Origin of the sequence: Mucilaginibacter sp. (genome assembly GCF_025359345.1) — a bacterium.
GTDB lineage: Bacteria > Bacteroidota > Bacteroidia > Sphingobacteriales > Sphingobacteriaceae > Mucilaginibacter.
The window spans coordinates 346,251-359,748 of sequence record NZ_JANYGQ010000026.1 but is presented as its reverse complement, the minus strand read 5'-3'; the positions used below and the strand labels follow the sequence as shown (position 1 = coordinate 359,748).

The window sequence follows — 13,498 nt, the reverse complement described above, 5'->3', positions numbered from 1 at the left end:
AGTGCGATTCCATCCCCTGGAAACCTTCGATTTTCACTTTCCCATTCCCGTCTTCAGGGGACGAAATCGCACTTCTCTTATTTTTATGCAGTCAGTTCGCCTTGCAGCGCAACCGCATGGTTATTATTTTTTCCATCGCTAACACCATCAGCCGTTAACACTGGTTCGGGTGCGCCGGTTATTCTTTCCTGCAAGCCCTGGAATATTACGAACAGAACCGGAATGATAAACAGACCGAGGATAACCCCCGAAACCATACCACCTGCTGCGGCGATACTGATAGAGTGGTTACCTTGTGCTGACGGACCGGTGGCAATACTCATCGGGAACAAACCGAACACAAAGGCCAGCGACGTCATGATAATCGGGCGAAGCCTTAATTTGGCTGCCTCAATTGCTGACGCGATAAGCGACAAGCCTGCCTTTCGCCGCTGCACCGCGAACTCTACAATCAAAATCGCGTTTTTGGCCAGCAAGCCAATGAGCATGATGAGCGCCACCTGTACATAGATGTTATTCTCGATACCTGTAAGGCCGATGGCGATAAATACGCCCAGTACACCTGTTGGAATGGAGAAAATAACCGCCAGTGGCAAAATATAGCTTTCATATTGTGCTGACAGCAGGAAGTACACAAACACCAAACACAAAAGGAATACCGCTGTCGACTGACCATTTGAAGATATTTCTTCGCGGGTTTGACCGGTAAAGTCATAAGTATAACCCAATGGCAACTGTTCTTTTGCTGTCTCCTCTATCGCTTTGATAGCCTCGCCCGAGCTAAAGCCTGGTTTTGGTATCGCATTTATTTCGATAGAGTTGAACAGGTTGTAACGCGATGCAGTTTCAGAACCATAAACACGGGTTAATTTAACCAGTGAATTGATCGGCACCATTTCTCCTGTTTTGTTTTTCACGAAGACACGATCGATAGATGAAGGATCAGCACGATCGGCAATATCTGCCTGTACCTGTACACGGTAGTATTTACCGAAGCGGTTGAAGTCCGACACCTGGGCACTACCAAAATACACCTGCATGGTTTGCAGTATATCTTTCACGCTTACACCAAGCTGGTTAGCCTTATCATCGTCAACGTCTAATTGTAACTGCGGGTAATCGGCTTTGAACGAAGTAAAAGCAAAAGCAACTGCCGGTTTCTTCATCAACTCGGTAATAAACTTGGTTGATATACCGCTGAATTTGTCCAGCTTGCCGCTGGTTTTATCCTGCAATACAAAGTCGAGGGCCTCAACGTTACTAAAACCGGGAACAGTTGGGAAGCTGAACACGAAGAAACTGCCACCGTGCACCGCGCCTAAATCGCCGCGTATCTGGGTCATTATAGCATTGATATCTTTTACCGCGCCACGTTCTTCGGGTTTCTTCAGCAATACGAAGAAGATGGCCGATGATGGACTGTTTGATTTGGTAAGCAGGTTAAAGCCTGGTACCGATGTTACAAACCGTGCAGCAGGATTTTTACCTACCTTCGATTCGGCATCTTCCATTACTTGCGAGGTACGGTCGAGCGAGGTACCTGAAGGGGTATTTACTGCAATGGCAATAAAGCCTTGGTCTTCTGTTGGTATAAAGCCTGTTTTAGTGGTCCTTACCATCATTACTACAGCAAATGTTACTATAGCCAGGCCCGTAATGCCAACCCATTTATTTTTGGTTAAAAACTTAAGCCCGCCAACGTATTTATTGGTTAGTGAAGTAAAGCTGGTATTGAATCCATTGAAGAAACGTTGTTTAAAAGTTGTTTTAACCGGCTGACCATTACTGTCATGGTGCAAGGGTTTCAAAAATAATGCTGCTAAAGCAGGACTCAACGTTAATGCGTTTAATGCCGATATTACGATAGCGATTGCCATGGTAAAGGCAAACTGGCGGTAGAATACGCCTGTCGACCCTTCAAGGAAACCGACCGGTAAAAATACTGCTGCCATTACCAGTGTGATAGATATCAGGGCACCGGTAATTTCGTGCATCGCTTCGAGTGTTGCCTCTTTTGGACCGAGGCCTTTGTGCTCCATTTTGGCGTGCACGGCCTCGACCACCACTATCGCGTCATCCACTACGATACCTATAGCCAATACCAACGCGAACAGGGTTAGCAGGTTGATAGAGAAGCCAAATATTGACATAAAGAAAAACGTACCGATAATGGCCACCGGAACCGCTATGGCAGGAATAAGCGTTGACCTGAAATCCTGCAGGAAGACAAATACCACCAGGAACACGAGTATAAATGCCTCGATAAGCGTGTGTTTTACCTGGGTGATAGATTCGTCCAGCGCAATTTTGGTGCTGTAAAAGATGTTGTATTTAACGCCATCTGGAAAGTCTTTTGCAGACTTAGCCATCAGGTCGTTTATCTCAATCTGTATCTTGTTGGCATTAGAGCCTGATAACTGGATAACGCCGATACCGATACCTTTTTTACCGTTTAAACGGGTTATACTGGTATACGAGTAAGAGCCAAGCTCAACGCGGGCCACATCTTTTAAGCGCAATACCGAACCATCTGAATTTGAGCGTATAGGTATATTTTCATATTCTTCGGGTTTTGCAAGCTTGCCTTTGTACTTTATTACATATTCAAATGCCTCTTTGCTACGCTCGCCAAAACGGCCGGGAGCGGCTTCCAAACTTTTATCCTGTATAGCTGCAAATATTTCGGTTGGGGTAATGTGGTAAGTTTCCATTTGTGATGGGTTCAACCACACACGCATCGAATAATCTTTTAAGCCACCGAATATGGCAGCCGAACCTACACCGGGGATACGTTTAATTTCGGGGATGATATTTATTTGCGCATAGTTGGCAATAAATGTCTGATCGTATTTCTTTTCATCCTCGGTAAACATACCAATAGCCATAATAAAGCTATTTTCCTGTTTGGCAGTGGTAACGCCCTGCTGCACTACTTCGGCAGGCAGTTGGCTGGTGGCCTGGGCCACACGGTTTTGAACGTTAACCGCGGCCTGGTCGGCATCGGTGCCCAATTTAAAATATACGGTAATTGCTAAAGTACCATCGTTACTGGCGGTCGAGCTCATGTAAGTCATGTTCTCAACACCGTTGATAGATTCTTCGAGCGATGGCGCTACGGAGCGCAAAACGGTTTCGGCATTGGCGCCCGGGTAAATGGCTGTTACCAGTACCGACGGCGGAGCAATGTCAGGAAATTGCTGCAAGGGCAGCCTGGTTAAACCGAGCACGCCCAGTATCACCAGTAAGGTTGAAATTACGGTAGCGAGTACCGGTCTTTCTATGAATTTTTTTAACATGACTTTTTAATTTAGATTTAAGAGGTCAAGAGTCAGGAACCAAGACAGAATTATTGTCTTCCAATTATGTTCGATATGACGTTTTATCTTGACTCTTGATTTCTTGATTCTTGACTCTTTTTCAATTAGTTTTTAGCAAGTGCAGCGGTCTTATCTTTCGCTGCCTCAGGCTTTATGATGGTGCCGTCCTGCAAATGATCGAAGCCAGAAAGCACAATTTTGTCGCCCACTTTTATACCATCTTTAACCAGGTAATTGTCGCCGCTTTTGCCTACTACGGTAATGGCCTGCTTTTTAACCTTGTTGCTGTCGGCTACTGCGAAAACGAATACTTTGTCCTGCATATCAATAGTGGCCGATTGAGGCACCAGCAACACATCTTTGTGCTGCAGGCTTAAGCGGATTTTACCGGTATTGCCAGAGCGCAGTAAACCTTGCGGGTTAGAAAAGCTTGCCCTTAAAGTGATGGCGCCTGTTGTTTTATCAAACTGGCCGTCAATCATATCAACTTTACCTTGTTTGCCGTAAGCAGTGTTATCAGCTAACACCAGCGATACCATAGGCACCTGTTTCAATTTATCGGTAAGGGTTGAGCCGGCGTATTGTTCTTTAAAGCTTACAAAGTCCTTTTCGCTAAGTGAGAAGTAAACGTGTACATCGTGCACATCAGATAACTGTGTAAGTGCTTCCGGATCGGCGGCGCCAACAAGGCTTCCTTGCTTCTTGTTTAAGCGGCCTATGTAACCGTTAACCGGGGCTTTAATTAAAGTATACCCTAAGTTGATTTGCGCAGTGGCCACGTTTGCTTTAGCCGATTCAATATTGGCTTTGGCGACTTGTACAGCGGCTTTGGCTGTTTTTAACTGGTAATCTGATACTACCTTGTTTTCAACCAGCGGGATAAGCTTGTTAACTTCCAGGTCGGCGTTGCCCGCAGCTGCTTCGGCCGCATGCTGGCTGGCCAACGCATTGTTTAACGCAGCGCGGTATGGCTGGTCGTTTATTTTAAATAAAGGCTGACCGGCGCTTACAAAAGCACCTTCGTCAACAAATACTTTATCCAGTGTTCCGCTTACCTGCGGGCGCACTTCTACGTTTACGGTACCTTCTACCGATGCAGGGTATTCCTGGTAAGTGGTGTCATTGCCCGTGGCAATTACGGCAACCGGCAGTGATGGCGCCGGCGGCGCTGCAGCTGTTTGCGGCTTTGGCGAGCAGCTGTATAATGATATTGCGAGTATCGCTAAGATTAAACTTTTCATGATTATTATTTTGTTGTTGTATGGTTGCATTGTTGTATGATGTAAGTGCGTTGATTTGATTATCTATCACCCGCAACACGGGTGATATGATGTTGGAATGCTTGTTATAACATTATTTGTTTTAACATCATTAAACTGTTTAACAGTGTTAAATATTTGAAGGAGGGTTTGGTTCATTGCTTTCATAGTTGTAATTATTAGTTGTTGATGATTATTTAATATTTAATTAACACTGTTAAATAATTTAATGATGTTTTATTTTAGTCAAAAAAATCAGACAGCCATCGTCCTGATTATACCCCCTATTGCATCTTTAAGTACCTGGCGGTTAATTTCGTCAGACGAGCCGCGGCTTAACAGGTTAATAGATACCAGCCCGTGTACAACCGACCAAAAAGTGTAATACTTTGTACATATTATATCGCCTTCCAGGTCGTCTATGTTCATCATTTCACCAATCACGGCGCTGAATAATTCGTAGGGCCTTTCCGCCTCTGGTAAATTGTTTACCATTTCGCAGGCGCAACTTGTTGTTACACCAAACATTCCCTGGTAAATCTCTTTGTTTGCAAAAGCAAAGTTCCAATAGGTTAACCACATATCTTCCAGCTGTTTGGCCGGTAAGCGGTGCCTGTCGCGGGCCTGCTCCAATTCTCTCGAAAGCTTTAAGTATCCCTGGCGGGTTAATTCCAACAGTATAGCTTCTTTGTTGCTGAAGTATTCATATATAATAGGCGCGGTATATTCAATCACGTCGGCAATTTTGCGCATGCTCAAGGCTTGCCATCCCTCTTCCTTAACGATCTGAAGCGCAGCCTCCAGGATGTTGCACCTGGTTTCTTCCTTCAATCGTAATATCCTGTCTTTACTAGCCATTTTGTGTGGGTATTAAATAATTTAACACCGTTAAGCAAATGTACAGCGATAAATTACTAAGTGTATTCATTTAATTGTCATTTAATTATGGATGGAATGTCAGGAAGATAGGCTGATCTCAAAAACGGATTATAATCCGGCACTGCAACATGGGTCGAGGCTCTGCCTCTGCATTTTTCTAATATTAAAAATTATTGGTCACCATAAAATAAATAATTGTTTTTTTCGAGAGCCGTAGGCTCGGCCAATATTGTAGCGCTGGATTTTAATCCAGCGGCGACCGGCGATTAATTGTAGATTTTCAGATATTTGCCTTATGAACCCTTTAATCGATTACCTCAAACTCCTAAGGCATATTCCCGCTGAGGATGAGCAAATCATCGCAGCCCATTTTATCCCCAGGCAATTTAAAGAAGGCGATTATTTATTCAAAGGTGATGGCAAGGTAAGCCGCGAAATGTTTTTTGTTTGCAGGGGCGTGACCCGGATTATGTCGGTTAACGATAAAGGCGTTGAGGTTACCCACTTTTTTTATAACGAAAATAAATTCTGTTCCATACTGCAAAGCTTTAATGAGGAAACGCCAACACCAGCTGCCATACAGGCCTGTTGCGATGCGGAAGTGTTATCCATATGCAAACGCGGACTGATGGATCTATACCATCAGCTCCCCTGGTTAAAACAGGTAATAGATAACATTAACCAGCTGCATTTAATTGAAAAAGTAAACGTGCGCAATACCTACCTCGGTATTGATGCCGAAAACCAATATAAGTTATTTACGGTGCAGCAACCGGATATTGCCATGCGTGTGCCTTTGAAAGATATTGCCGCATACCTGGGCATCACACCACAATCGTTAAGCCGCATACGCAAAAACATCAGTTAGATTATGATAGAAATAAGAAAAGCTACCGAGACCGATCAGGGTGCCATTTGGGAAATAATACACCGGGTGCTGCAGGGAGGCGATACCTACTCGTTCGCCCCGGAATCGACAAGAGAGCAAATGATGGCCTATTGGTTTGCTCGGGGTAAGCACACCTACTTAGCCCTTTACGACGGCAAAATAGCTGGCACATTCGCCATTTGTGATAACCAGCCTGGGTTGGGCTCGCATGTGGCTAATGGCGCTTTCATGGTTTCGGCATTATTTGCCGGCAAAGGTATAGGCAAAGCTATGGGTGGGTTTTCACTAACAGAAGCCCGGCGGCTTGGCTATAAAGCCATGCAGTTTAACTTCGTGGTAAAAACTAATGAACGGGCAGTTAAACTTTGGCAAAGCCTGGGCTTTAATATAGTAGGCGAAGTGCCCGATGCTTTTAATCACCGGCAGTTGGGGCTTACCAATATTTACGTTATGTACCAAAAACTGTAACAGCTATTTATATGAAAAAATCTATTGCTATTGATATGGATGGTGTTATTGCCGACGAGGTGGTGCAACTATTAACCTGGTACGATCAGCACTACGGTGTTAAAATACATCCTGCTGAACTTAATGGCCGCCGGGAAGAGGATGTAGTGCCCGAAAAGGACGCTTACATTAAACTCTCGGCTATGCCCGGATATTTCCGCACTACGCCTGTTATGCCCGGCGCCGTTGAAGCGGTAAAAAAACTGGCCGATAGTTTCGATATCTATATCGTTTCTGCGGCCATGCAATACCCGCACAGTTTATCGCAAAAACTGGAATGGCTTGGCGAGCATTTCCCATTTATCAGCTGGCGTAATATCATTTTTTGTGGCGATAAAAGCATCATCGGTACTGACTACATGATTGATGACCATATTAAAAACCTCGACTATTTTAAAGGAAAGACCATTATGTTTAATGCTTTTCACAATGTAAACCACACCCATCACCAGCGCGTTAATAATTGGGAGGAGGTTTTGGAATTGATGGCAAAAGAAGTGTAAAATTTACACAACCATTAACTAATGTTTTTTAATTTTAGCCATGAAAAAATCAATTGCTATTGATATGGATGGCGTAATTGCCGACACCGAAACTCACTTCATTAATTGGTACGAACGCGACTATGGTGTACGTGTTACCCCGGAGTCGATACGGGGACTTGAAGAAAATGAGATGTTCCCTGATAAAACTGCGGCACGCAAGTTTGCTTTTACTCCTGGCTTTTTCCGTACACTGCCTGTTATTGCAGGCGCAGTTGAAGCGGTAAAAATGTTGATGAAAAACTACGAGGTTTATATTGTTTCGGCCGCCATGGAATTTCCGCAGTGCTTACCCGAAAAGCTGGAATGGCTGAATGAACATTTCCCTTTCATCGATTGGAGGCATATTATTTTCTGCGGCGATAAAAGTGTTATCGGTACCGATTATATGATTGACGATCACATAAAAAACCTCGACTATTTTAAAGGGACAACCATTATGTTCCACGCCTTTCATAACGTTAATTACACCCATCACCAAAGGGCAAATAACTGGGATGAGGTGCTGACGCTGATGGAAAATAATTTTTAGGTTTTTAAAAATCAGGGCTAAAGCTAAACTTAATGCCATATCGCGAGGCTCCGGGATGGTCTAAGTAATTGAACCGCCTGATTAAATCAACCCGTAAAAACTTAAATATGTTGCCCACGCCCGCCCCCGCTTCAATATAGGGCGTGCTGCCCAGGGCATAAGTGCCGTATGCGCCGTTTGTGGCCGGTGGCAGCCGGTAAAGGCCTTTGGTTATTGCGGGATTATTTTCATCGCGCAGGCCACCATATAATATTTTACCCGACAGATATTCGCGCCATTTAAGGTGTTCAATCAGCGGTATTTTGTTCAGAAAAAAGCCGTTGAAGCTTTGGGTAAAATTAAGGCCCACGTAATGGTCGCTTACAAATTCAAGATAGTTCATGCGGTTGTAACCGTCCCGGTCGTAAGCCAAAGATTGGTTGGCCGGACTGATATTCAGCAGCGGGAATGGCACCTTGCCCTGCACATAGCCGCCTATTACGGTAACATCGGCATAGCCAAGCTGCGAAAAGTAAAATCGTTTATAAATATTTAACCCCAGGTCGGTAAATGCATACGAGCCATACAAAAAGCTTTTGAAGCCGCGGTTCACCTGCAAATCAAAAATAGGGTATTTGCTGTAAATGGTGTGCCGGTCCTGGCTACCTTGTATAATTTGCTCGTGCGGGGCGTAGCGCAGATGCACATCAAGCTCGCTGGTTGTTAAATCGTGCACTACCTTATTTACACCATCGTTAAATTGATAAACCAATTGTGCTGCCGGCGCCTGGTTCCAGGTTTTTAAGGTAACGCGGTACGAGAGGTGATTTTCAAAATCCTTCACATACTCCAGCTTGAAAATACCACTGTAAAGCCAGTAATTTGTTTTACCGGTTTGGAACGATGAAAACGCCGCCTGGCGGTTGCTTATCGAAAACGTATGCCCCGGCACATCAACATCGTACAAAAAGCTTATTTTAAAATAATCGTTGGGGAACCTGTAGGGCGCCACTTTGTTTAAACTCAGGTAGGCAATCGCATCCAGCTTTATCTTTTTATCCTTTGTGCCTATTGCGCCATAACCTTCCATGTAAAACATACTGTCGAGCTTTGGCGTAGTGCGCGCCCCGCCCTCGAAACGCAGGCCCTCCTGGCTGTTAAATGAAAAGAACTGCCCTATCGGCCCTACCTGTACCCACCCGAAATCGGCATAACCACTCGTGAGGGTTGATGCTATCCACATGGTTCGCTTAAACGATGCCATTTGCCCAAGCTTGTTTACGTTGCTGTATACCTGTGACTGCTGCCTGCTGAGCGTATCAGTACGATGGGCGGCCCAGAAGGCTGTATCTGCGCGGTTTACATTCGGGGCAATTTGAAGGTCCTTGCCCTTATAAAACTCTTCGGGCTGCGGCGCATTAAGCTTGTAGCCTGTATAACTGACCGTTCGCTGGCCTATAACGCCCCAGCCTTTCTTTTTCGAGAGGCCAAAATCGGCTTTTACATCGCTTTTGGTGAGGTAATACCTACCGCCGGGCTGCTGCACAAAATCGAGCCTGATTTTGAGGCTGCGCATAAAGTTGATGTTGATCTCCTTGTTTACGTTCATCTCGCAGGCCGTAACCGCGTAATGCCCGTCGAGCGTAACTACCAGTTTGCCTTCAAAAAGCAGGTCGCCTTTGGTGCGGGGGGTAAACATCACTTCAACCTGCTTGCCTGCAGGCGTATTAATGGTATCAGCGATAAAAAACTTGTAATAATTGGGCGAATGGTCGGCAATGGGGCTTAAAAACTGGCTGGCAATTATAAAGACGTTGTTTGAATAAATGTCGAGATTATTGCCATACAAGCGATTTAAGTAAACATCCAACCCGGCTGTATCAATAAACTTGATGATGTTGATCTGCTTTTGCGCCGTTAATACCTGGATGTCCTTTGAAGGTTCTTTGCGGTGATAAATGTCCGACAGCTTCTCGCTTAATAAAACAGGCAGCAGGGTTTGTTTCTGTCCGTCGATATTGGCGGTGGTATCCAGCATAAACTTATACTTGCTGAAAAATTTGCCGTTTATAAATTTTTGCGGCAGGTTAAAAAACGACAATCCTATCCGTTCGTACTGGTTATATTGCAGGTAGGCGGCGCTCTCCATGCGGTTTTCATCTTTATGGTTGATGATCTGCTGGATAAGCGACACGGCCGGGTTGCCCTTGTTGCGGTATTTTTCTTTTTTTGCCGAGGTTATGGTTACCCCTTTAAGCTGGGTTTGGCTGCCGCGCAAACTTACGTTCAGTGCATTTTCCTGCCCTGGCTTAATGTTTTTTGCTATGGATTGGTACCCCATGTGCGAAAACGTAACCGAAGTAAACGAGCCTTCGGCAATAAGGTCGAATTTCCCCAGCGAATCGGTATTGGCGCCGGTGCCGGTACCTGTAAAGTTTACATTAACGTATGATAGTGGCTTGCCTGTTGCGGCATCAAGCACATGGCCGGTAACCCGGGTAGTTAGCAGTGGCTGCAAGGCAGCTTTATGCCCTGTATCAGCACTGGTTTTTAAGGTGTCCTTTGATTTTTTGAGGGTATCGGTTTGCTGGGCAGCAACGTTTAATGCAAGCAACAGCAGGCAAAAACAACCTGATATTTTTACCCGGCTCTTATTAAAAAGCATTAACCAATTAAAAATGTTTTTACGGTAGAAAGCTAACACGCCTGCACTGATCCAGCAAATAAGTAACAAAATAATATAAACAATAAATAGATAATAAGAATTACACAAACGTATTTATACAGCTATAAAGTATTATAAGCCTGTTTTTTACTTATTTGCGAGTATAAGCATTTATTCTGTAGCGTTTCTGAAGTTTCGATAGTAAAATAAAAATAAGCGCAAATAAAAAAGCCGGGGCCAGTTTAATATAAACCAGCGCCGGCGTAATATGTTTGCTTGGTTAAGGAATACCCGGGCAAGCTAATAAAAGCTTTGGGTTACCTTAAAAGCTGAAGCTTTTATTTTTAGTGGTGATTTTTAAAATCCGCTCCTGAATGCTGCTTAGCGCATTACCGGTTTCTTTCAGCTCCTCGGCAGAAACATTGTATTTTTTTGCCCAGTATTCATCTTCAGAATTAGCTTTTATTTGAGAGATTTCGCGGTTTTTGATGTCGATATTTGCCTTAGTTTCCATGGTTGATTAGCGTTAATAGTGTTAATAATAAACTGCTTACAAGGGTATACAAAGGTACAGGCTGAGTGGTTAATACAGCATTATCATTGTGTTAAGTTAATGTTAACAGTATATTGGGTTGGGGAATTTTGGAGGGGAGAGATAGGCGTATTTTCCGGTCCAGGGGCGCTAATTGCTTCAAAAGCGGGAAAATGTGTTAATTCCTATATTTTTCAAACAACTTCATTATCAATATATTAAATAAGTTAAGGGCGAAATTATGTTAACCCTGTCAACCCCTTTTCATGCTCGATTCATCATGTTATCCCACATTGTGATGGCAGCGGTTATCGGCCTGTTCCTAACGCTAGTACCGTATAAGCGCACAGCACGGCCCCCGCTTCTACCGGCTGAGAATGCCCCTATTTTACTAATGAAATTACAAATGTTACGACACTGACGCTTTTGGCTTTCCATCTTTCAGTTCTTCCGTCTTTAATGACTTCTCGGTCTTCCGGACTTTTCCGACTTTCCGGACTTTTTTCCTATACTTGTACTATTGACAATTACATCCGCCAATTATGCCCAGATATTGTTTAACCCTTGATTTAAAAGACGACCTTGCCCTGATTGCCGAGTACGAACGCTACCACGAGGCTATCTGGCCCGAAATAAGGGAAAGCATTACCGGCGCAGGCATTAGCGGCATGGAGATCTATCGCTTTGATACGCGCCTGTTTATGATTATGGATGTTGATGACACCTTCAGCTTTGAGCGCAAAGGCCAAATGGATGCCGGCAACGCCAAAGTGCAGGAATGGGAAGATTTGATGTGGAACTACCAGCAGCCGCTAAAAAAAGCCATGAAGGGCGAGAAATGGGTGCTGATGAATAAGATATTTGAACTTTAGCCCGCTTGTCATTGCGAGGAACGAAGCAACCGCGAACTATGCAAGTCCGCCCTGTAAAGTTCGCTGTTGCCGCGCTCGTTCCTCCTCGCAATGACAAAGTTTTATAACTGGCAAATTCGAGAATTATACTAACCAATAAATAAACCACCTATGAACCTAAAAAAACTGTCGCTGCTGCTGTTACTTATGGTAATAACCGGCACCACTTTCGCCCAAAAAAGTATCGGTAACGAAACTGATGCGCAAAAGAAAAAACGCATGGAGTGGTGGACGGACGGGCGTTTCGGCATGTTTATACATTGGGGATTGTACAGTGGCGCTGCCCGGCACGAGTGGGTAAAACACAACGAAAAGATTGACAACGCCGGCTACCAAAAATATTTCGACCAGTTTAACCCGGATTCTTTCGACCCCAAAAAATGGGCCAAAACCGCCAAAGCTGCCGGCATGAAGTACGCTGTGCTTACTACCAAGCACCATGAGGGCTTTTGCCTGTTCGACTCGAAATATACCGACTACAAGGCCACCAACACCGCTGCCAAACGCGACCTGGTGCGCGAGTATGTAAACGCCTACCGCGCCGAGGGGCTGAAGGTGGGTTTCTACTATTCGCTGCTCGACTGGCACCACCCGAATTATACGATAGATGATATTCACCCGCAATCGCCCCTGGATAAAAAGGATGCCAGCTATGAGCGGATGAACAAGGGCCGCGATATGGCCAAATACCGCCAGTACATGCGCAACCAGATAACTGAACTGCTGACCAACTACGGCAAAATTGATATCATCTGGCTCGATTTTTCGTTTCCCCGCAAAGACGGCCACGGCAAAGGCAAGGACGACTGGGGTTCGGTAGAGTTGATCAAATTGATCCGCAAGCTGCAGCCGGGCATCATCATTGATAACCGCCTTAACCTGGAGGAATATAAGGACGGCGCCGACTTTGAAACCCCTGAGCAGGTAGGCACCGACGAACTGGCCAAATACCGCGGCAAAACCTGGGAAACCTGCCAAACCTTCAGCGGATCGTGGGGTTACTACCGCGATGAAAACACCTGGAAAACACACCGCCAATTGCTTGATTTGCTGATAACATCGGTAAGCAATGGCGGCAACCTGATACTAAACGTTGGCCCCACAGCCCGCGGCGAGTTTGACTACCGCGCAACCCGCGCTTTGGACAGCATGGCCTACTGGATGCACGCCAACAACCGCGCTATTTACAACTGCACCTACGCGCCCGATACCTACAAGGTGCCCGAAAATGATAAGTTGACATACAATGCCAAAACCAAAAAGCTGTACGTACATTTGTACTATTATCCGCAGGGCGGCACCGTAACTTTGCCGGGCTATGCAGGTAAAATTAAATATGCGGCGTTTTTAAATGATGCATCGGAGTTGTTATACAAACCATCGCCAAGTAATCCGGATGATTTGATATTAACTTTGCCGGCCAAAAAGCCGCAATACGAAATACCAGTAGTGGAGCTTACGCTGCAATAATTGAATTAAGATTTAT

At 44.8% G+C, this 13,498-nt stretch carries 11 protein-coding genes; 6 read left to right on the top strand and 5 right to left on the bottom strand.

Annotation, left to right across the window (positions count from 1 at the left end; translation table 11 throughout):
* Nucleotides 1–83: 83 nt before the first annotated feature.
* The 3 genes from Q0R52_RS18010 to Q0R52_RS18000 all read right to left on the bottom strand — a co-directional run bounded on the left by Q0R52_RS18010 (nt 84) and on the right by Q0R52_RS18000 (nt 5,434).
* Nucleotides 84–3,296 (bottom strand): efflux RND transporter permease subunit, encoded by a 3,213-nt coding sequence (locus tag Q0R52_RS18010; protein ID WP_295796721.1) that lies wholly within the window; start codon nt 3,294–3,296, stop codon nt 84–86.
* A 125-nt stretch (nt 3,297–3,421) separates the two neighbouring features.
* Nucleotides 3,422–4,558, bottom strand: a complete 1,137-nt coding sequence (locus tag Q0R52_RS18005; protein ID WP_295796719.1) for an efflux RND transporter periplasmic adaptor subunit — start codon at nt 4,556–4,558, stop codon at nt 3,422–3,424.
* Nucleotides 4,559–4,831: 273 nt separating this feature from the next.
* A complete protein-coding gene (locus Q0R52_RS18000; RefSeq protein WP_295796718.1) occupies nt 4,832–5,434 on the bottom strand; it encodes a TetR/AcrR family transcriptional regulator in 603 nt (200 codons plus the stop codon).
* A gap of 316 nt (nt 5,435–5,750) precedes the next feature.
* On the opposite strand from Q0R52_RS18000, the gene Q0R52_RS17995 reads away from it, so the two are divergent.
* Genes Q0R52_RS17995 through Q0R52_RS17980 form a run of 4 tightly spaced genes read left to right on the top strand, consistent with a single transcriptional unit; the run spans nt 5,751 to nt 7,925 of the window.
* Nucleotides 5,751–6,323, top strand: coding sequence for a cyclic nucleotide-binding domain-containing protein (locus Q0R52_RS17995; RefSeq protein ID WP_295796716.1), 573 nt, complete (start codon nt 5,751–5,753; stop codon nt 6,321–6,323).
* A 3-nt stretch (nt 6,324–6,326) separates the two neighbouring features.
* A complete protein-coding gene (locus tag Q0R52_RS17990; protein ID WP_295796715.1) occupies nt 6,327–6,812 on the top strand; it encodes a GNAT family N-acetyltransferase in 486 nt (161 codons plus the stop codon).
* Between the two features lie 11 nt (nt 6,813–6,823).
* On the top strand, nt 6,824–7,354 hold the full coding sequence (locus Q0R52_RS17985; protein WP_295796714.1) for a 5'(3')-deoxyribonucleotidase: 531 nt from the start codon (nt 6,824–6,826) through the stop codon (nt 7,352–7,354).
* 40 nt (nt 7,355–7,394) lie between these two features.
* A complete protein-coding gene (locus Q0R52_RS17980) occupies nt 7,395–7,925 on the top strand; it encodes a 5'(3')-deoxyribonucleotidase (protein ID WP_295796712.1) in 531 nt (176 codons plus the stop codon).
* Between the two features lie 4 nt (nt 7,926–7,929).
* Here the strand turns inward: Q0R52_RS17980 and Q0R52_RS17975 are convergent, their stop codons facing one another.
* A complete protein-coding gene (locus tag Q0R52_RS17975; RefSeq protein ID WP_295796710.1) occupies nt 7,930–10,569 on the bottom strand; it encodes a DUF5686 and carboxypeptidase-like regulatory domain-containing protein in 2,640 nt (879 codons plus the stop codon).
* Nucleotides 10,570–10,891: 322 nt separating this feature from the next.
* A complete protein-coding gene (locus tag Q0R52_RS17970) occupies nt 10,892–11,083 on the bottom strand; it encodes a hypothetical protein (protein WP_252788219.1) in 192 nt (63 codons plus the stop codon).
* Between the two features lie 560 nt (nt 11,084–11,643).
* Between Q0R52_RS17970 and Q0R52_RS17965 the strand changes: the two genes are divergently transcribed.
* The gene (locus tag Q0R52_RS17965) at nt 11,644–11,973 is read left to right on the top strand and encodes an L-rhamnose mutarotase (RefSeq protein ID WP_295796707.1); all 330 of its coding nucleotides are present in this window, start codon (nt 11,644–11,646) and stop codon (nt 11,971–11,973) included.
* Nucleotides 11,974–12,123: 150 nt separating this feature from the next.
* Nucleotides 12,124–13,482, top strand: coding sequence for an alpha-L-fucosidase (locus Q0R52_RS17960; RefSeq protein WP_295796704.1), 1,359 nt, complete (start codon nt 12,124–12,126; stop codon nt 13,480–13,482).
* The last annotated feature ends 16 nt before the right edge of the window (nt 13,483–13,498 follow it).